This is a genomic window from Haloferax sulfurifontis (genome assembly GCF_014635105.1).
Taxonomy (GTDB): domain Archaea; phylum Halobacteriota; class Halobacteria; order Halobacteriales; family Haloferacaceae; genus Haloferax; species Haloferax denitrificans.
In genome coordinates this window covers 804,979-824,146 of record NZ_BMCI01000001.1, presented here as the reverse complement: position 1 = coordinate 824,146, position 19,168 = coordinate 804,979, and the positions used below count along the sequence as shown (strand labels likewise).

21 protein-coding genes, 1 tRNA gene and 3 pseudogenes are annotated in these 19,168 nt (G+C 55.0%); 13 read left to right on the top strand and 12 right to left on the bottom strand.

Annotated features, from left to right (window positions below):
• Positions 1–108 precede the first annotated feature (108 nt).
• Entirely contained in the window at positions 109–891 is a 783-nt protein-coding gene (locus IEV64_RS04250; RefSeq protein WP_188423229.1) for an FkbM family methyltransferase, read from the bottom strand.
• A gap of 477 nt (positions 892–1,368) precedes the next feature.
• Between IEV64_RS04250 and IEV64_RS20090 the strand changes: the two genes are divergently transcribed.
• On the top strand, positions 1,369–1,779 hold the full coding sequence (locus tag IEV64_RS20090; protein WP_394295374.1) for a hypothetical protein: 411 nt from the start codon (positions 1,369–1,371) through the stop codon (positions 1,777–1,779).
• Positions 1,776–2,105, top strand: a complete 330-nt coding sequence (locus tag IEV64_RS20085) for a hypothetical protein (protein WP_394295373.1) — start codon at positions 1,776–1,778, stop codon at positions 2,103–2,105. Before IEV64_RS20090 ends, IEV64_RS20085 begins: the two co-directional genes overlap by 4 nt.
• Positions 2,106–2,298: 193 nt before the next feature.
• On the opposite strand, the gene IEV64_RS04240 is transcribed toward IEV64_RS20085, so the two are convergent.
• A tRNA-Met gene (locus IEV64_RS04240) sits at positions 2,299–2,373 on the bottom strand.
• 43 nt (positions 2,374–2,416) lie between these two features.
• On the opposite strand from IEV64_RS04240, the pseudogene IEV64_RS19795 reads away from it, so the two are divergent.
• From IEV64_RS19795 to IEV64_RS04230, 3 genes and pseudogenes are all read left to right on the top strand, one after another.
• Positions 2,417–2,575: pseudogene (locus tag IEV64_RS19795) on the top strand (IS200/IS605 family transposon protein TnpB); the annotation flags it as partial.
• A 100-nt stretch (positions 2,576–2,675) separates the two neighbouring features.
• Positions 2,676–2,870 carry a DUF7557 family protein gene (locus IEV64_RS04235; RefSeq protein WP_042663455.1) on the top strand — a complete coding sequence of 65 codons (195 nt, stop codon included), beginning with the start codon at positions 2,676–2,678 and terminating at the stop codon, positions 2,868–2,870.
• A complete protein-coding gene (locus IEV64_RS04230) occupies positions 2,863–3,162 on the top strand; it encodes a type II toxin-antitoxin system RelE/ParE family toxin (protein WP_188423228.1) in 300 nt (99 codons plus the stop codon). The genes IEV64_RS04235 and IEV64_RS04230 overlap by 8 nt, the downstream gene beginning before the upstream one ends.
• Before the next feature lie 44 nt (positions 3,163–3,206).
• Here IEV64_RS04230 and IEV64_RS04225 read toward each other — a convergent pair whose 3' ends face one another.
• Positions 3,207–3,608 (bottom strand): HVO_A0114 family putative DNA-binding protein, encoded by a 402-nt coding sequence (locus IEV64_RS04225; RefSeq protein ID WP_188423227.1) that lies wholly within the window; start codon positions 3,606–3,608, stop codon positions 3,207–3,209.
• A 634-nt stretch (positions 3,609–4,242) separates the two neighbouring features.
• Here IEV64_RS04225 and IEV64_RS04220 point away from each other — a divergent pair.
• Positions 4,243–5,427, top strand: a complete 1,185-nt coding sequence (locus tag IEV64_RS04220) for a glycosyltransferase (protein ID WP_188423226.1) — start codon at positions 4,243–4,245, stop codon at positions 5,425–5,427.
• A gap of 188 nt (positions 5,428–5,615) precedes the next feature.
• Here the strand turns inward: IEV64_RS04220 and IEV64_RS04215 are convergent, their stop codons facing one another.
• From IEV64_RS04215 to IEV64_RS19790, 6 genes are all read right to left on the bottom strand, one after another.
• Positions 5,616–7,715 carry a VirB4 family type IV secretion system protein gene (locus IEV64_RS04215; protein ID WP_188423225.1) on the bottom strand — a complete coding sequence of 700 codons (2,100 nt, stop codon included), beginning with the start codon at positions 7,713–7,715 and terminating at the stop codon, positions 5,616–5,618.
• Positions 7,708–8,823: a TraC-like domain-containing protein gene (locus IEV64_RS04210; RefSeq protein ID WP_188423224.1), complete on the bottom strand. Its 1,116-nt coding sequence runs from the start codon at positions 8,821–8,823 to the stop codon at positions 7,708–7,710. The genes IEV64_RS04215 and IEV64_RS04210 overlap by 8 nt, the downstream gene beginning before the upstream one ends.
• Before the next feature lie 6 nt (positions 8,824–8,829).
• Positions 8,830–9,894, bottom strand: a complete 1,065-nt coding sequence (locus IEV64_RS04205) for a TrbL/VirB6 family protein (RefSeq protein ID WP_115803146.1) — start codon at positions 9,892–9,894, stop codon at positions 8,830–8,832.
• A 2-nt stretch (positions 9,895–9,896) separates the two neighbouring features.
• Positions 9,897–10,571 (bottom strand): hypothetical protein, encoded by a 675-nt coding sequence (locus IEV64_RS04200; RefSeq protein ID WP_306452309.1) that lies wholly within the window; start codon positions 10,569–10,571, stop codon positions 9,897–9,899.
• A gap of 161 nt (positions 10,572–10,732) precedes the next feature.
• Complete coding sequence (locus IEV64_RS04195; protein ID WP_188423223.1) at positions 10,733–12,475, bottom strand: DUF8186 domain-containing protein; 1,743 nt, start codon at positions 12,473–12,475, stop codon at positions 10,733–10,735.
• 36 nt (positions 12,476–12,511) lie between these two features.
• Positions 12,512–12,934, bottom strand: coding sequence for a DUF7985 family protein (locus IEV64_RS19790; protein ID WP_229722467.1), 423 nt, complete (start codon positions 12,932–12,934; stop codon positions 12,512–12,514).
• A 390-nt stretch (positions 12,935–13,324) separates the two neighbouring features.
• Here IEV64_RS19790 and IEV64_RS04185 point away from each other — a divergent pair, with 390 nt between their 5' ends.
• The 4 genes from IEV64_RS04185 to IEV64_RS04170 all read left to right on the top strand — a co-directional run bounded on the left by IEV64_RS04185 (position 13,325) and on the right by IEV64_RS04170 (position 15,017).
• Positions 13,325–13,489 carry a hypothetical protein gene (locus tag IEV64_RS04185; protein WP_229722465.1) on the top strand — a complete coding sequence of 55 codons (165 nt, stop codon included), beginning with the start codon at positions 13,325–13,327 and terminating at the stop codon, positions 13,487–13,489.
• Positions 13,490–13,596: 107 nt separating this feature from the next.
• Entirely contained in the window at positions 13,597–14,208 is a 612-nt protein-coding gene (locus IEV64_RS04180) for an HD domain-containing protein (RefSeq protein WP_115891412.1), read from the top strand.
• A gap of 179 nt (positions 14,209–14,387) precedes the next feature.
• The gene (locus IEV64_RS04175) at positions 14,388–14,654 is read left to right on the top strand and encodes an AbrB/MazE/SpoVT family DNA-binding domain-containing protein (RefSeq protein ID WP_006601197.1); all 267 of its coding nucleotides are present in this window, start codon (positions 14,388–14,390) and stop codon (positions 14,652–14,654) included.
• Between the two features lie 3 nt (positions 14,655–14,657).
• Positions 14,658–15,017, top strand: a complete 360-nt coding sequence (locus tag IEV64_RS04170) for a type II toxin-antitoxin system PemK/MazF family toxin (RefSeq protein ID WP_115803140.1) — start codon at positions 14,658–14,660, stop codon at positions 15,015–15,017.
• 245 nt (positions 15,018–15,262) lie between these two features.
• Here the strand turns inward: IEV64_RS04170 and IEV64_RS04165 are convergent, their stop codons facing one another.
• Positions 15,263–15,520, bottom strand: a complete 258-nt coding sequence (locus tag IEV64_RS04165) for a type II toxin-antitoxin system HicB family antitoxin (RefSeq protein ID WP_004062845.1) — start codon at positions 15,518–15,520, stop codon at positions 15,263–15,265.
• A 125-nt stretch (positions 15,521–15,645) separates the two neighbouring features.
• Positions 15,646–15,960, bottom strand: a complete 315-nt coding sequence (locus IEV64_RS04160; RefSeq protein ID WP_188423222.1) for a hypothetical protein — start codon at positions 15,958–15,960, stop codon at positions 15,646–15,648.
• Between the two features lie 93 nt (positions 15,961–16,053).
• Between IEV64_RS04160 and IEV64_RS04155 the strand changes: the two genes are divergently transcribed.
• A complete protein-coding gene (locus IEV64_RS04155) occupies positions 16,054–16,395 on the top strand; it encodes a hypothetical protein (protein WP_004062843.1) in 342 nt (113 codons plus the stop codon).
• Between the two features lie 405 nt (positions 16,396–16,800).
• On the opposite strand, the pseudogene IEV64_RS04150 reads toward IEV64_RS04155, so the two are convergent.
• Positions 16,801–17,145, bottom strand: a pseudogene (locus IEV64_RS04150) (zinc ribbon domain-containing protein); the annotation flags it as partial.
• Positions 17,146–17,175: 30 nt separating this feature from the next.
• Here IEV64_RS04150 and IEV64_RS04145 point away from each other — a divergent pair.
• Positions 17,176–17,394 carry a hypothetical protein gene (locus IEV64_RS04145; protein WP_229722464.1) on the top strand — a complete coding sequence of 73 codons (219 nt, stop codon included), beginning with the start codon at positions 17,176–17,178 and terminating at the stop codon, positions 17,392–17,394.
• Positions 17,395–18,231: 837 nt separating this feature from the next.
• Positions 18,232–19,015, top strand: a pseudogene (locus tag IEV64_RS04140) (NAD-dependent epimerase/dehydratase family protein); the annotation flags it as partial.
• Positions 19,016–19,168 lie beyond the last annotated feature (153 nt).

Here is a 19,168-nt window from a genome sequence, read left to right as displayed (position 1 = left end):
GGCTTATTTACGGAATAGTTGGAACTGAATCAGCCGATCGTTAACGCGTGCGCGTGTACCAGTGGAGGCTCCCACGGTTATTCCAATATCGCCTAAGATATGACGCCATCATTGCGATTGTTTCTCGGCCCGGACAAACAGCTCCTCGCCGCGTTCGTCCAGTATCTCAAAGGCCGTAAAGCCATAATCGGTGAGGAGAGCTTCAATATCGTCATATTTTATCCCCTTACCTTCGTGAACCTCGATATAGAGCCGCTGGCAGGTATCGCCGGAAAACGTCTCCTTACCACCTTGAAGGACGGACAATTCCGCCCCCTCAACATCGATCTTCGCCACCGACGGCGCAGGAAGATCCAAATCGTCTAGTGCCAGTCCTGCAAGCGCGACTCCTTCGTTGACTTCGCCAGGGGATGCCGTCGGTGAACCGTTGCGAATATCCTCCATATTCATCCACAATAGACTGGCCGTATCGGAAAGGGCAGTACCGATAAGCTGCCCATGTCCCGATCGGAGGTTCTGAGTCAACGCTATAATATTGGCGGGAACAGGCTCGAAGGCGTATGTCTTCCCCTGTACTGCCGCAGCGAAGACGCCGACGTTTGCTCCGATGTCGTAAAACACATCATCCTCTCCAATGAACTGAACCACGTCCCGAATCAGTGGCTTTTCGGTCGCAAGGATGTGCAGTCCTGCCTCAGCAGCGGATCTGGTTGGGAAGCGATACGAGACTGATTGCTCACCTATTGATGTGCGTACCGTAGCAGGGAGACACGCGATGAGGCGATAGAGAAGTCCAAGCACGAGAAAATCGAACGGGAGCTCGTTGCCCTGTTTACGCCGATAGTTAAGCGATAGGGCCAAGGACACGAGGGGGTCGATAATACGTTGCATTGAAACATCTGGGACCTGCAATTGAGATAAATCCCCCAGTTCATTATTTTTGGTTATGAGTTGTAGAACGGGATTTGCCTCGTTGACCCATTAACCTCGATTTCAATATATCCGTCCTCTGACGCGCTTTCAGGGTCCGCAGTCATACTATCGGCTGTCGTTGAATTTCGCGGGTCCTTTATCACACCAATACTGAGTAAATCCAGATCCCCACCTCGAGCTGCCAGTCTCGCCCCCCCGTCAACACGGGCAAGATTGTTCCCTTCGTCGAAGTAGATGGGACGCCCCGCGGTGCCAGCGTAGATGACGGGTGGCCCGTGTTTACTGATTCGTCGTAGAACATCCCCGTTAGACTCCCTTCAGCGTCTCCAACTTCACTGTAGATACCACTCAGCCACGTGTCCAGAATATCGACGAGATGAATCAGGACACGGCCAAGACTATCTGTCTCGCGGTGGAAGGTGGCCGTATCTATTCATGCAACCGTATCCATCGACGCCTCAACTCGCAGATGCCCCCGAAGGGTTGCTGTCGAGCGGGCACCTGTGGATCCGTGAGTACGTCGCTGGACTTCGATTGCGGTTTCAGATGAAACCGTCGGGGCTTCTGGTCTTCGGAGACCGACAACGAGTCTTCGACGACGTGCCACCGCCGTACGAACATGCTGTTCGGCATGTCCGAGAGCAGTTCGACCGTGACGCGTTCTACGACGCTGTCGACGACCCGTCAGCGTACGTCTTTTTCGGTGTGGCTCCGTGTAACGTCGGTATCGACTATGACTGGGATCGAATTCCATCATTTCTTGGCTGTGCTGTCTGGAACGAAGCCAAAGAACAACTCCACCCCATCGACAAAGCCGAACGAGTGTTCGAGCGTCTGCGCCAGTGAACACCTTCCAGAAGGAGGTGAGCGTCCGAGACTTCCATCCTGATTGCTTCGAGATTCCCGAGTCTGCATGGTACGACGGACCCGCAGCGGGTGTCGTAATCGAGAACCGCGGTGGTGGACGCGCACTCATCCAAGAAACCCGAGTCAACGAAAGCGCCGGTCACGAGCCACTCAACGGTGAGCCAACAGGAGTCTCTCACAGCCTTGTAACCAAGCCACGAGTCAACCGGGCTATCAAAGCCATCGAAACGCACGGAAAGACAGCCACGACTACCGAAATTCACGAACGTGTATTCGAGATGATTGTTCGAGAGGAGTACACCTGACTTGAGCACGGCAACATCGATTGGAAGACGTTACGGTCTGCAGTCGGGTCGGTTGTCGCCGAGAGTTTCGGTGAGTTGGCCGATAATTGAACCGTCAGTCACCACCTTCCGACGCCGAAACTGGAGTTCGCCTTTTCAGCATTCCATTCGAGAGACGTACTCCACAATTTCGGAGTGGAGCTTTCAAGAGCAATAGCGGGAGGTAGATTTGAACTACCGATCTCCGGGTTATGAGCCCGGCGGAATCTCCTGGCTATCCCATCCCGCTGCGACATCATACCCGATTGCTAGGGGTAAGACTTGTGTTTGGATCGGTGTATGTCTGGGCGTTGACGGACGTGTTGGAAACACACTGGTCGGTCGAGACGAACGCGAAAACGCACAATTTCTGGGTGTTCCGAGCGTTCGTGAATCGACTGGTGTGTACCGCTGAGGAATACAGTATCTCGGTGCGCTTGGGGACTGACTCATCAAGCAAGAAGGTGCGACGCGGGGGATCCGGTCTCGGCTCATCGAGCCGCGGGGTGACAAAACGGTTAATACTATCAGGACGATACGTCCTTACAACGCATGTCCGCTGACAAACGAATCCCGGTGACCGAAGAGACTCGGGAGGAACTTCACGAACTGAAAAAGCCGGGACAGACCTACGACGATCTCCTCAAGGAACTTGCCCAAAGTCGTCGTCGTGAGGACCTCGAAAAGCGTTTCCAAGAGTTGGAGGACGCAGATAGTGATGATCTAACCTCGCTTGAGGATGTCTGAGGACGACTACGCTGTTCTTCTTGCTGATCAACCACGCGAGTTCTTGAGTGTCGCCGATGAGAAGACGGCACGGATTTGCAAGGAGAAGCTGGGGTACCTGAGTGAGAACCCATATCCGGGACGCGGACGCGGGGATAAAGAGAAGTTGCCCATCGACGGACGACGCGATAGGTTCCGAATGCACGTCTCGCGGACCTACACAGCGATTTACACCGTCTTGGAAGCGGAAAGAGAGGTTCGCATCCTCGAAATATCACCAATCGACGATGCCCACAAGCGATACGGCTTCTGACAATCTATTAAAGAACCCAATCCCGCGGTAGGAATCCTCGCGCCTCAGCGCGGGGTGGCACCGAGGTTGTTCGAGTTGTTGAACGAAAGGTCGATTTCGAGACCGTCGTAGGCGAGTACGGGTTTCTTCGGGAGTCCAGGGCCACCGCCTTCAAAGTCGATGACACCGAGATCGGTCAGTTCAGTCAGGTTTCGGTGGGCCTGCTTGTAATCACGGTCAACCAACTCTGCGGCTTCGCGGATGCTGTCCGGTTCGGCCGCAGCGATCGCCTCTAACAGTTCGAGGTTCTTCGGGCTGAGCAGTCGACTGAGCTCTGCGAACGAGTCGAAGTTCAGCACTGGCTGCGCGTCTTCGAATTCTTCGCCTGCCTGTGCCGCCTTGAGCCGCTTTTTTGTGGTTTCGTCGAGGTCGTTCCCCTCACAAACTGTTACTTTGAGCTTCGTCATGTCGTGGTCACCTTTCCGTAATTTCTCACGTTTCCCAGTCCCAGGAGACGGATGACATATCCTCAGCCTCTTGTTTGAATCAGTTGGAGAGCGTCAGCATCTCGGGGAAGTCGATTCTCGATCGAGTTGTAAGCTCTTCTGACATCGCGTCGGCTGCCGTACTCAAATCACTTCCAAACGCATATTCTCTCCAAGCGTCGCGACATCTGGCGACGGATAGAAATGCTCGCCGTCGTTGTGACTGTTCGGATGTCGATCCCACCGACACGACACTCGAGAACAAGCGACAGGGTAAGCGACTGGCGGCACTAAATCCCGGCGTATGCATCGTGATTGAAGACTATACCGAGGTAAATTGGCACGACGTTACCGACAAGTACGGACGTGACTCTCTGTTATGACCGAGAACAGATGCCCGAGCAAGAACACCGTTCGAGATACCATCTACAAGTGGATGCGTTCATGTCAGTCTTTCGGCGAGTGTCCGCACGGGCGGGATATCAACGACTGCGAAGCGCTCTCCGTTCGTTGGGGTGCGGGTAAGTGTCCGTCTTCAATATCGCCCCACGTACTCGGTGATGTTTGAACACAGGACATCCAAAGTTATCTAACGAACTACCATCTCTTTAAGTATATGAGAGCGTGTATCGCTATTCCTTCCCTCTCGACACACGGTGGTGCTGAACGAGTAGTCTGTGAACAAATTCAGTATCTATCTTCTGAAGGTTGGGGAGTTACTCTCCTTGTCGCCGATTATGACCAAGCAATTTTAGACGATTATGGCGTGCCTCATAGCGTTAATATAGTTGTCACAAGTGGGGGATTGATAGATGATACACTCACAGTTAGAAAAATCCTTAATGAAGAAGATATTGACATCATTCTCACACATTCATTTACCAAACGAGTTTACTTAGCGACAAGGCCTTTTGGCGATGACACCCCCTATATCCCCCACGTTCACGGTACAGTTCTATGGTTTGTTGATGAACCGGATCGTCTTCCTCATGCAAATTCACGGAGCTATCAAGAACTAATCTCTTCCGTGCCAGGTCATGGGGAATTCTATGATGAACTCTCTCCTTCGTTTCAAGATACATTACATTCATACGTAAATGAATGGCTGGAAAAGCGCGCACTTCAGTCCAGTTCGACAGTTATCACTGGCTCCCATCAAGTTCAAAGAGAGTTAGAAACCCTTTACACAGTTGATTCATTAATAGCGCGCCCTGGTGTATCCAAGGCTTGGATTTCACAATACGAGGAGACTGAACATCTTAGTCTCACGAATCATGACTATACAATACTAAGTGTTAGTCGACTTGATAAACGCAAAAGAGTTTCTTTATTAATCAAGGCCGTTGGTTCTCTTCGACAGGACGGATATGACGTGGGATTAGTTGTTGCGGGGACTGGCGAACGTCGTGAACATCTTGAGAATCTCTCTGAAAAATTGGGAATTCGGGACTCGGTTATATTCGCCGGGTTTGTTCCAGAGACTGAATTACCATCATATTATAAATCTGCGGATGTTTTTGCTTGTCCGGGGTGGATGTCTTATGGCATCACGCCGTTGGAGGCGTATGCAATGCGTACCCCGGTTGGAGTTTCATCTGACGCATTTGTTAACGAGGTTTTAACAGGGAAACCAGGCGTAGAGGTTGTTCAACCAAATATAGATGAATGGGTGGAAATGATACCCAAATTATTGAAAATAGATCCAACTTCAATTGACCCATCTATTGTGCCGACATGGGAACAGTACGGATTAGAATTACACAAGATAATTAACAGGCTTGTGGTGGACAAATCCCGATAAGGGACGTAGTATCTACGGCGACCAGCTATCGGAGATTACTGACATCCCGGCAGTCCCCAGATAGCACCACCCGTTCCCTTTCAATTTGAATAAATCTGGTTCAGAGGTTAACTGGCCCGACGTTCTCGCAGTCGGATCGGCGGAGACGATGTTTTCCTCTCGGTGGGGTATCATGCCGTCCGTGCCAACTATGAACGCCTGTGCGCTCGACGAGTGCTCTCACCACCGGGTAACGACCCAGCAGCCGATTCCGTTGGGTCGAAGTCAATGACTTCTTTCTCCTTGGGCATCGCCTCAACGCGAATCCCACGCCACTCACCGTCGACGCCAACGAGCGCTTCGGAGTACCCCGCATCCTCATTCCCCGGAATCGCATCTTGGACGAACCGCATCTGGGCGTAGTTCAGCCCGAACTCTTTGGCCCACGTTTCGTCCATGCCATCGAGATGATGGAATTGCTTGACTGCACACTGATCGAGGATCGCTTCCGATTCTGTGTGTTCAAAGAACTCGTCGACGGTCTGTGTGACGAGTCGAATCGAGAGATCGTGGTGGCGGTGATGACGGAACACCGTCTCCAAGAACGCCAAACTCGCGGCATCCTGCATAATATACCGTGCTTCGTCGATGACGAACACGACTTCTTTGTCTGTTTCCTTGGCTCGTTCGTACACCAACGAGATGAGCAGTTGCATCGTCAGGGCGGTACTACTGCTGACGCTGCCTTCTTGCTGCGCGAGGTCAAGGTAGATGACCTTCTCGTCGCGGATGTTGAATTCAGATTGCCTTCCGAGGTTTGCATACCGTTCTCCCTCTTCGAACAGCCGAAGTTGTCCAAGGAGCCACGTCGCATCCTCGTGGAGTTTGTCCGCCTCGGCGTTCGTCCGCACGACAAACTCACTTGGTGACCCAACCATGTCTTCGAAGACGTCCATCATATCTCGGATCGTCGGACTCGGATTTCCATGCGTATCGATCTCGTCGGTGATCCCTCGGCGTTCGTACGCCTGTTGAAGCCCAAGCTCAAGCGTGATGCGACGGTCGCCAAGTGAGATCCCACGAAGCGCGAAGTAGTTCGTGAGAAAGCTCATTGCGTCGTCGAGTTTCTCGTTGAACGGGCTTGCATCCTCACCCATCGCCCGCTGGACGTGCTCGGGAGTCTGGCGAATCTCTAAGGGGTTCAACCCGAGTGTCCCACCAACAGTGATGCGCTTGGCGTCCAAGGCTTCGGCGACGCCAGCCCAATTGTTGAGGGGTTCGAGGATGATCCCAATCCGGTCTGTGCTTTGTTCGATCGACCGGATGAAGTTCTGTTTCGAACCAAATGACTTCCCAGAGCCAGTATCACCGACGGTGAACATCGCATAGCCGTTCTCGCGAGCGAACGGGTCGATGACGACCGGGCTGTGGGTGTCTTTGTGGATGCCGAATTCGACGCCTCCTTCTTCGAGGATGGTCGCGTTGTGTGGTGACGCAAGGAGCGCGCCAACGGCCCCACCAAGCGCGATTGAGTTGCGACCAACGATGTTCTTTCCAATCGGTGCGGCAGATTGGAGTGCGAGGTCTTGTTTGCAAATCGCAGTCTTCGGTGTGAGACTGGCCGGCTCATCGCGAAGCGTACTTTTCACGCGTTGGACAGCATCGTGAAGTTCATCGCGTGTGTCGGCTCGGACAGTGACGAACAGTGCTTGGTCGAAGACACGAGTCCCACTCTCGACCGCATTGTATGTCGCCGCAGCTTGGTGTGCTCGCTGTTGGAGATACCCACTTCGAACGCTCTGTTCGAGGTCGGCATCAACTTGGAGATCATCAGCAATCTCTTGGAGTTCGCTTCGGGCACGCAGCTGGTTTTTTGGCCGAATGTGGGCTGTGAGATCGAACTCAACGTCTGTTAGCTGGAACAGATCACTGAGGTAGCCATCATTTGGGTAATCAGGGTAGTCCGTAATCATGAGTGTCGAGGTCCACTGTTCGCCCACACGAGCAGTTCGCGTCTCCCATTCGATGGCTGTGGGTGCAATCGTGGTTTTGTGTGACTCTGCGATATCATCGAAGAGTTGCCCCTCCGTGTGTCCTGTGTGAATCGCGTCTTCGTCAAGGACGTCCGAGAACTCGACTTCGGGTACGTCGTCGGAAGAACGGTATCTCCACACAGTGATGGCCCCGAGCGCAATACCGAGCGCTCCGATAGCGTACACGGCAGCACCTTCGGGTGACGTTGGTTGTTGTAACCACTCGAAAAGCTGGTGTCCGAGGTCGCTCACTGTTTGGAGGGTGAGGTTACGCATCGAATGAATCCTCTCGACGAGACCGTCCGATAATCGGATGGTCGCGGATCACTCGTTGTGGATTGTCGTAGTCGTGTTCATGGCCGTTCCAAAACTCCATTGTCAGTATGAACAACTCGGCTGTACTCACTCGGCGAGCCGACCACCCCGACGCCTGTTGGATGAACCCAGAGTCGATGTTCGTGATTCGGGTCGCTAATCGCTCGAACATTCGGGCACGCTCTTCGGGCTTCGAGAGGTCTTCTCGGCGTGTGACGAATGGCGTGAATAGGAAGCCAATCCCAGGAAGTTCAGTCAACTTCTCTGCGGGTGTTCGCTCATCGTGGAAGCGGTCATAGACTTCCAGTGGCGAGACCTCGACGCCGATGAAAAAGCGAATCTGTTGTGTTCCGCGGTTTCGCATCGCCCGTGGGCGTCTCTCGCGGTACTCTTCGAGGAGTTCACGGAAAACTGGGTTTTGGGTGACGTCTTCATCCGACAGACGCCGTTCGATGTTTTCTGTGAGTTGTTCGACTGGGAACGACCGCGTCGTCGCGTGGAACGTCAGCTTCGAATCGAGTTCCGTGTTTGCGAATTCAGCGCCGGCCGCGTGGAGACTCGCCCACTCATCTGACATGGCGAAGTCCATATTCCCTGGGTTGACTTCGATGAACGCCTCCATCACCCCGTCCGACCGCTGGATCGCACCCACGCCGGGCCACGCACGCTCGATGTTGGTGAGATCCTGTGTTCGTTCATCAGGCTTGAACGGTGTGTAGTTCGCAAGGCCACCCTCGTTTCGGACTGCCCCTTGGGTGGCTGTTGCGGTGGGAGCGCTGAACGTTCGACGCGGTCGCATTGCAAAGCGAGACACGTCTTTGGCCCATGCCCATGCAGTGCGGTGGTCCGGTGCGACATAGACCACGGCCGCACCCAGTCCGACACCCCCTGCGATGAGTGGGACTGCGAGTGAGTCGATTCCAGTGAGTCCGGCGATGAACAATCCGAGAAGTGGGAACGCAATGAGGACACCAACGTCCCCTTCTTCGATATTGAGTCCTGGGATACGGCTTTCTTCTCCGAATTCGTCCATGATACGGCGTTCTGCAGCGTCTGAATCAGTCGACATGATGAATTAGCGATTGGCGTTGTGTGGGTCGTTTTCGGTACGGCGATACGAGGCAGTGTCGTGCGTACTGGGGTTTTCAGCTCGGGCGGCGGCTTTCTGGGCGATTACTTGGCCAGCAGCGGCTTTGGGTCCCCAGCGGGCAGCGGTCGTAGCGACGCCCGCACCACCCATGGACGCGCCTGCTGCGACGCTTCCAACGATGACTGCGCCTTTGCTGGCCGACCCGATGGCCCTCGCAGTGAGTGGGGTTGCGTAGGCGAAGGTCTTCCACGTCAGATAGAGTGCGATGACGGGCAGTGAGACGGCGACGAGATATTGGAGGAAGGCAGTTGGTGGGGAGAACGTCCCGCTGGCGAAGAGCAGGTCGTAGCCTTTGAACACGACTGCTGCGGGGAGTGGGAGGACGACTAAGGGAACGAATCGCTTTGCGAATCCAGTTGCGATGTCTGAGAGGACGGGAATGTTTCCATAGCCGAGTGCGATGGCAATCGGCATCCCATAGACGTAGACGTACAGCAAGATCTCGCGGATGAAAAAGAGGGCTTGAATCGCCCACATCGAGATGCCCCCGAGTGCGGCGAGAAGGAGGCCTAAGATGGGGTTGGTGAGTGTTGCGCTCAGCAATTGAAGCATTACATCTGACAGAGACCCCAGGCTCGGGAGTAAGGCGACAGTAATGCCGTCCACTAAGTACAGGGAGAGGGCACCAACCCAGTACCAACCGACAATTAGAATCCCTCCGGTCCAAGCTGTTTTCTGTGTTTTCCGGGCTTTGTACCCGCTTCCGATATTGAAGATTCGCATCGTGTGGCGACCTTGCACACTAACGATGAGAAGTAAGAATGAAATCAGCATGATTTCACCCCCAACGAGTGCATCCTGAATTGTAGGCCACGGAGCATTCGTTGGAGTCCCAAATACGAACCCACCGTCTGTATTCGGGGTTGGTGTTCCAAACATTGATTCAGAGATGGCTCTGTATCCTTCCTTGAGTCCGCTCTCGAAGAGGCTCATAATCCAATCGACGACATCTTTGAATCCCTCAAGAACGACGTCTATGAGTTCAACCATGATTATGGGGCAGAAATGTTGATCTCGCAGTCGCGCATCTCTTCTGAGCCAGAGTACGTGACACCGAACGTTTCTGTAATCTCACGGCCGGAAACCATGGACTCAATAACCACAGTAAACTCACCCCGATTCCCGTCGATTGAACAGCCCATCCCGTCGTCGCCAAGTTGTGGACCGAAAGGTAATGTGCTACTGAAAAGGTTGATCTGACTGTCTGGTAGGACAATGGTTCGTTCAGTCCCGTACAAGCCACTTCCCTCGTAAGTCTCCGCTAAATGAGGAACATCTCCTCTAAATCGAAGTCCGACCACGGCATCGGGGCCTGACCCTGTATTTCGAACTTCGACATACGCTTCGCTATTTCTCGTTCGATTAGTCTCACTCTCCCCGTAGATCTCATCCCACGGCTTGTCTGGGTTGTTCCTGAAGAGACCGACGTCAACGATTTCGAGTTGTGGTCGGATCTCCAACCTCGTCTCGGCTACTGTCTCGTCGCCGTGAACTGCGATCACCCGATAGTCTCCGGGGTCGTACGCAGTCCCAATCTCGAATGCGACCTGCTGAACGCCGGTCACGACCTCGCGCGTCCCAAATAGCTCACCATTTGGCTGGATGAGGTTGATCTGTTCGACAGCACTCCCAGAGCCGAGTCTGACGACAAGCGTGGTTCCCTCCACAGCGACCTGACGCAAGAGTCCTTGGTCGTCGGAGTCGCCATTCGTGCTGGTCGTCTCGTCACTGGAGCGACTGCCGGTGAGACAGCCAGCAATGCCAGCGAGTGAGAGCCCTGCTGCTGTTCGGAGAACGGTCCGTCTATCGAAATTTGATTGATCGTGTGTCATGGATATCGTTCAGAATCATCGCGTGGCCCGAAAAATCGGAGAATCTGCCTCCCTGCATAGAACACTACAACAAATGGAATGAATTGCCAGCCAACCTCAATGAGTAACCCAACCCACCCATCGAGGGTTCCGAGTGGATGCCATCGGACAGTCGCCGTGTCCGAAACATAGGCTGGTGTTGCGACCAGCCACGTTCCCGGATGATAGCGTGCCGTGTAGACCCCGGGTTGGTCGATAGTGACGACCGCGACGCCGGACTCGTTCGTCCGAACACGCTGGTCGGCGATGGCGATATACCCTCCACCGGATTCGCCATTGAGCGAGACGTGGCGTTCGTCGGCAGTGAGGTCGATCGGAGAGCCAGTCGCGGTATCGCGAAGTTCGATGTGGACAGTCGCCTGCTCGTTCGTCTGCGAGACCACTTCGGCGGTGAGTCGACTCTCGCGAAGTTCGCGATCAGGCCCACTGCTCACCGTTGACGTGATGGGTGTCGCGTCGACGCCGCGGACGATACCGCTCACACTGAGTGCATCACGGTCGAGGTTGTCTGTGCGGACTGCAAGTCCGTAGGTGGGCGTATACGCTCGGTCTACGACCTCGACAGAAACCGTCTCTGGGAGTGTCGCGTGTGGTGAGGTACGTTCTCTCCCCCACGAGTCGAGTATCGTCGGGCCATCACGAATTGGTTCGGCTCGCGGCCCGATGCGTGATGGGTAGGCATGAACGTACACCGGAAGTGCCTCGGAGTGAATCTCGGTCTCGGCTGTCGCCGTTGCTTGGGTGAGCCGGTCCCAGCGAGGGTCACGAGCCGTGTAGAACCGCCAGACACCGCGAACGCGTGAATCGCCATCCTCGGTGAGCGTGTAGCCTTGCCACGGCCGAGACTGGAAGATCGCAACCCCGGTGTCGCCATTGGGATACGCCGCGTCGTAGGCAGACGCGTGGAGGTTGTACACCTCGACATCGAGTGAATCCGCGACGGTGATCGTCTCGGTTCGATACGTGACGTCCGTCTGGGTGCGATTCCCGATTGTGGTTGTTGTCGTCTGCTTGAGTCGGACGTGAATGTCGGCTTCGAGGGTGAGCGTCGTACGCCACGTCTCGTCGAGTTGGTACGCAAGGAGTGGTGTATGGCTCCCTCCTGTGCGGACGATAACGTCGTCATCAGACTTTAGGCGGACCGCTGAGATCTCGTCGTCGACGAGTGCCCACGTGATAGACGACCGATTGGAGTGATGGCCATCTGGAATCCGAACACGGTAATCGACAAATCCACGAACGCTCCCATTGGGTGCGACGTACAGTGGCGTGTCACCTGCTTCGAGATGGCCTCGCGTCGATGGATGGACGGCGAAGACTGTCGCGTGTGCATCGTCGATGAAGCGTCCACTTGTGAGAGACGCGTGGTCGGGATACAGCGATGTCTGTGAATTGCCTGCGCTCAGGTCACGGAAGTCATTGCGTGTCCATGTTGCCGCGGTCGCCGGTGGGCGGGTGAACGTGATGTCTGTCCCATTGGCGAGTTGTTGGATCGGGGTTCGGCTTTCGCCGTAGCGCTGGCGATACGCCGTCTCGTTTAGGTACGCATCTGCGTCACGAGACCACAAGGTTGCGGTCTCGTTTTCGGTCAAGCCATTGTCTTCTGTCCCCGAGCGTGGTGGCGTGGCTGTGACGAGACTGGCGAGACCACTCGTGAGAAGGAGGCAAACGAAGACGACAGACCACGCGGGAGTGCGCATACGGGAAGGCAATGTGATGTGAGTCTCTCGACCAGCCTACCAGGGGGCGAGATCAACACACTGCGCAAGTGGCAGTCCCATCAACGACCCTGCAACGGTGTAGAGGGGGCCGAGTACGAGGAGGGTGACTGCAGACTTCAGGGCTGCACGCATATGCTCTTTCAGTTTGGCTTTCTGCTCGTGATTCGTCGTGAACATCTGGAAGAGCGAATCGCCTTGCCAGACAACGATGAGACCGATCAGCCCGAGCGCGGTGGTTAATTGGAAGAAGCCTTCGAGCATCTGGGGCAGTTTGCTTGTACTGCAGATGACTCCATCTTGGGCTGCAACAGGCTGTGTGAGGACGACGAGTCCAAAGAGGGCAGTTATCACGAAGATACGGCCGGACGGAACAACTTGAATTGAATCGTGAGCTGGATTGACTACTGTATTGGGTGGACTGTCTTTTTCGTTCGACATGTGGGTTGCTTGTGAATTGTGCCTGTTGGCTACAATTCCTGTACTTTCAACTTTCAGGCGATAATTAAGCTCTTTTGATTGTGAAATGTGTGGTTTAGGTGCTACTATCTGTTAAGTATCTAGATTTAAATGGTAGTTCATCATTTCACGACTATCTTGTATACGAGGAGTTTACTGCAGATTTCAACCCAAGGTCACACCACGAACGAGCCTGCTGTTTGTGCGTGAGTGGCCGAACGTGCGTTCACTGCCACTCAGTGTGGGGGGCCCTGCCAGTACTGTCGCTGCATTGCTCACTCGGTGTGCGGTGTGTCTTCTTTCGAGAACGAAAGGCGAATACACAACACACGCGACCACTACCACATACCACCCCAGCCAGGAGAAGAGCGTGTGATTGATGCAGTCTATCCAGATGATCCGAATGACGTGCTTCGGATGGTTCTTGAGAGTATCGAGAAGCGAATCAACGATATCTGGGCGTCAACAGATCTGGTTTTTCCGTCGGAATACGAATTCGAGCAGGAGGACGGCGCAGACTATCTCGTCGGCAATTGACTAATTGATTGGTCTTCAAGACGGAAACCCGCAACTTCAGATTGAATGTCGGCAACCCGGCGGACTAGTCTCGATGAGTTGAACTGGCCACTTCCCTTCTCCACGATATGATGACCAACGAACTCGACTCCTTGCTTGAATGGTTCGAGTTGAAGGACGAACTTCGGACGGGATGGGTGCTTCGGAATATCGACTCGCCTGAATCGGTCGCAGCCCACACGTGGGGGACAGCGTCGCTTTGTCTGCTCTATGCCGACCAGCAAGAGGTTGACCGTCAGAAAGCAGTGACGATGGCACTCATTCACGACCTCGGCGAAGCTCGAACGGGTGATATCGCAACCCGCGCGGAGGACGGACGCCAGACCATCCCCACGTCCGAGAAGGAGTCGGCTGAACGGAGCGCAGTAACCGATCTCGTCGGACCGTTCGCGGACACCGAACTGCTGTCGCTTTGGGAAGAGTACGAAGCTCGTGACACCCCGACAGCACAGTTCGTCAAGGACATGGATCTGATTGATAATTGCCTCCAGGCGCTCAAGTACGAGCGCCAAGGTCGGTACGACGACGCTGAAGCGAACGACCACTTTGCCGAGTTCGAGAATCTGGACGAGTTCTTTGCTACCGCCGCGCCTCGTTTCCAGACAGAAGTCGGCCAGGACTTGTTCGAGCAAATTAAATCGCAGTACGAACGAGAACTCGGGCGACCCTGCCAGCTCTGAATACATCTTTCAGTCGCAACTCCCCTGCTCGGTGTAACTCCTGTATTGACCACGACTGGGTCAGAATATCTCATTTTCTGAGGATTTCAACAGAGCCCTTTCGACAGATTCCCACATCGGTCCGTACTGACTGCCTTCCGCCCGAAGCGCTTATCAGTATGAATATGATACGAATATGTATGAGTAAGGGTGAACGCCGGAAAGTCGGGGAGCGGGGCCAGGTAACGATCCCCAAAGAGCTCCGCGAACGCTTCGGAATAAAGGGAGGAGATGACGTCGTGATCCACGAAGAGGCGGGCAAGCTCGTTATCGAGCGGTCAATCACTCGTGAAGAGTTGGCCGCAGGGTACCGCCAGCGTGCCCAACGGACCCGCGAACTCGCTAACGAACTGGAGGGTGTCTCGACGGAGGCTGATGAACACCTGGGCGATGCCCCAGAGTGGTAGCGAATGGCCACGTCTGTCCGTCGAGGAGACGTCGTTATTGTTGAACTCAATCCGACGCAGGGATCCGAACAACGGGGAACGCGTCCGTGTCTTGTCGTGCAGAATAACGTCGGGAATGCAAACGCACCGACAACGATCGTTGTTCCGTTCACTACCTCATTCGGAGAGCAGCTCTACCCGTTCGAAGTGCTCGTCCCAGCCGAAGAGTGTGCGCTTCGAGAGGATTCTGTCGCGCTCTGTAGCCAGGTTCGAACCGTCTCCGTAGAGCACCGTATCACCGAGAACATCGGCTCGATTCCGCAAGAGCGGATGGACGAGGTCGATACCGCACTCGAATACAGTCTCGGCCTCACCGAGGTCTGAGAGGGATTGGCAAACGTTCTCGTGTTCTCAGTCGTCTAAGGCCTGTAATAGGGGGTTTCGCATGGTGATGAGCAAGATTTGGGTGCATGGATACTCGTTCGATGCGATGCAGTTGTCTGGCGGGAGACGCCTGTATTCGTCAGTCTATCACTCGGTTCGAGGGGTGGGAGACAGCCGCATCATCCTGTCTGCGTCATCTGCTCAAAGGCAACAAGGGACTCATCGAGCACCCTGAGTACGCCGCGTTATTGCGTGAAGTCGGGCAGGCCGCGGTTCTCGAACTCATCGGAGTTGAGGCCAAGTTCTTCGAGGTCATCGTCGGTGAGGGGTTCACCACCTCCCTCGTGGAGAACAAGAACCTCCGCAAGTTGCGAGAGTGCTTCCGCCCGGGTGTCGCCATCACGTGCGAGATTGGTCTCGGTGTCGTAGGCGGTGATGCTCCCATCATCTTCGCGGACGAACTCAACTCCGTTGGGGTCACCGTCCCGGGTCGCACTTGCCATACTGAACTCGAATCAATCTCAGACGATAAGCGTTCGGACGGTGAAGAGTCCCGTGCAGACCCTTCCTCAATCCCGTTCCCAGGGGGCAGGCGTGAATATCTAACTTTCGAGATTCTACAGTCGGCTCACCCCCAGTCGTGATCTTTGATCCCTTCGTAGTGTTTCAGACGAGTCTCAATCTCCCACGTTTCCCAGCGACATTCATGGTAAAGGACATCAGCAAGCTTGTCGAAATTACTTTCGTCGAGTTCGATACCACGATTTCCACGGTGAGTGATATAGGGCTCGCTCCGAAGATCGGCGTAGACCTCACGTGCGACTGGGTAGTCATTGCCGATAGCCGAGAGGCTGAGGAGGTCTTCTTCGGTAATCGGTGTCCCCCACTTGTGTTTCGCGATCATTGTTGCTAAGAGGGCGCATTTCACCGACGGCTTCTCCATGATCGAAGAATCAAGTCGGCCGCATATAAATACTGTTAATGGCCGTTAACACTAGTGGAAACGTTTATACACGCAGAATGGGTGAATCTCTGTATGAGCAGTATAGAGCACGCGGCTGATCGAGGAGACAAAAAGGAACTCCGAAAGGAGCACCCGAGTGGATGGCTCTATCTCACGCAACACGACGCCATCCCGATTCTCGTAGACGCATTGCTCGATCTTCCGCCAAACCGTGAGTTCAACAAAACAGAGTTCGCAGACCACGCCGGCGTCACACGCCAGACTGTCGGCAATTACACGGACCTCTTGATTGAGGTTGAACTCATCGAAGAAGTACCGGACACGTCACCGCGCCGGTACCGGGTCACAGACAGCACCGTCGTCCGAGAACTCTTTGAACTGAACAGCGCGCTCAATAGCGTCGGTCGCGAGTGAACAGTCGGTCGTGGACTCGGCGTCTCGGTTGTGGTCACGGGGATACCGTATTCAAACGTGGTAACCCACACCCCTCGTACCGAGTGACAGACTGGTGAGTGACGGCGTTGTGACGCCTGAAGTCGTAGAACAGCACACACAACAGGACCAACGAAGAGCGTATCGCTGGCCATGCAAGAACGCCTGTGACTGTAGCTCCTGACGATGCATACAAAGAACACCCTCCAATGTGTTCCGTGTTCTGTCTCTTTATGTCCTCTCTCACACCGGTTTGCAAGTGTTCTCGTCACGTCGTGGGAAGTCGAAGGCATTCGACTACGACGGTGTCACGGAGGGGGACCCACACCGTGATCGAAGTAAGCTCCCACGCCCCGAAGAGCGTGGCATTCAGCGTGGACTCCCGTTCTAACTGCTGAGAGCAGTAGGCGAATATTCGCCATTCACGTTCAACATCCCGCTGTTCAAGCGCACGCCTACGGGTGCGCCTCCACGTCCAGACTTTTGCTGGTCGCGGAGATACTTCAAGCCGATATTCTTCGCCGCGTTGTAATCTGCGTGAACATCGTATCCACACTTCAGACAACCAACTTCGTCTTGACCGTTGGTGTGTGGCCGGTTATCCTCGTGGGTGAACCCACACTTTGAGCAACGTTGGCTCGTGTACGTTGGATTAATCTGCTTCACCACAAGTCCTGCAGACTCGGCTTTGTACGTGACGTACTCGAACAAGCGGTGGAACGCCCACCTGTGCTTACGACCGTGTACGCGCTGCTGCTCGGTGTGACCTACGAACTCACTCGGAATCTTGTGCTCGTGGGCTTGTTCCACGGAACGTTCGACCTCAACCCGCTGTTCGTCGTCAGCGAGACGGGTGCGCCAGTCGAGGACCTGACGCTCCTCGTCTTGCCGGTGGCACTCGTCGTCTTCTGGGGCTATCGACGGTGGGCCAAGACACAGCGGCCGACCGACTTCAAACCACAGACGACCGTCGTCGAGTGAACAGGCAGTCGTTCTGAACGCACATCAGTTGTCGACGACGTTTTCGATGATGACTGAGACATCGGTTGTACCGACTTACTCAAACCGGTCTTAAGCTGATTTAGATAGTGGCGCGATCTGGGCCACTTAGTCAAATTTGGAGCGAGTTTACTGGGTCTGGATGACGCCATCGGTACCGAGGGCCTCTGCCTTCTCGACCACTTCGCTCACGTGTCTGTGAGATACGGCAGCTCGTACTGTCATTCAAATTCATCGCCCCACGAGTACCGAGACGTCGTCGTATCGAGGCCGATTTTCGCACCGACGACGAGTGTTGGGTCTGGTTCGCTCTCGCTGTACCCCTGCGTGTCGAACACGTCGTTGAACGCGTCGCTCCGAACCCACGACAGCCACGTTGTTTCAGCATTTTCTCCAAAGAGTGCAAGCACTCGGTCATCGACCAGCCACTCGACCGCCTGCTCGGCGTCAGTGTCCGTCTCATCGGGGAGAACGAGCAGGTCGGCTGTGGGATTCGCTCACCGTCTCGATGTCTGCAGGGATTGAGAGGTCCAGTCCATCGGCGACGTACACCGGCGTCACGTCGAGCCGCTCGTAGGTCGGCCGCTCTGCGTCCGAAGCGTCCGTTGGGAGGGCCGAACACCAAGCGAGAGAACTGAGAGCGACAATGCCGCACGCATGGAGGGTGTTCCGGCGGGTGTAGTGTTGCATGGAACCGAGTCAGTCGGCGGGACTGGAAAAGTATCTATGAGATAATTAGTTCCAATTGGTTCCAGCTGGTAAACCGTGGTCGTCTCTCGTCTGGTGAACGATTACCACCCGCTGTCTGGGTCACACAGTTCTGTGGAGTTCCACGACATGAGTGTGCTCGACGACGACCTCCCGACCGAGGGCGTCGACGTGGTGTTCCACCTCGCGGCGCTGTCGTCGTACAAGATGCACGAGGAGAACCCGACGAAGGGCGCTCGCGCGTGAACATCGAAGGCTTCGTCAATACAGTCGAGCAGGCGCGAAAGGACGGCTGTGATACCGTCGTGTACGCGACGACCTCTTCGATTTACGGGTCGCGGACGGAACCGTCGCCCGAGGATATGCCGGTCGAGTCGCGGACGGGCTACGAAGCGTCGAAACTCGGCCGTGAGCGCTACGCGGAGTACTTCCACCATCACTATGACATGCAGCTCGCGGGGATGCGTTTCTTCTCGGTGTACCAGGGCTTCGGTGGCGCAGAGGAACACAAAGGCGAGTTCGCGAATACGGTCGCGCAGTTCACCGACAAAATCGCCAACGGCGAGTCGCCGGAGCTGTTCGGCGACGGCTCGCAGACGCGTGACTTCACCCACGTGGATGATATCGTTCGGGGGTCGAACTCGCCGCAGAGGAGCGTCTGCAGGGCATCTACAATCTCGGGACTGCCGAGAGCTACTCGTTCAACGAGATGGTCGAGATGATCAACGAGGTGCTCGGGACAGATGTGGAGCCTGAGTACGTGGAGAATCCGTTCGAGGTGTACGTCCACGACACGAAAGCCGACTACTCGAAGATGCACGAGGCGACCGGGTGGGAGCCCGAGGTTTCGTTCGAGGAGGGTGTCGAGCGGGTTTGTGAGCCGTATCTCGACTGACGACGACACTCGCGGTTGTGTTTCAACCGGGCGTTTTGGTTCACAGAGATGCAAGGAGGAAGCCCACGGCTTCAGCCGTGGGAGGAATCCGACAAACCACTCCACCAACCACGAGCAATAGCAGTCTGACTCCCCCACACCGGTCGTAGAAAT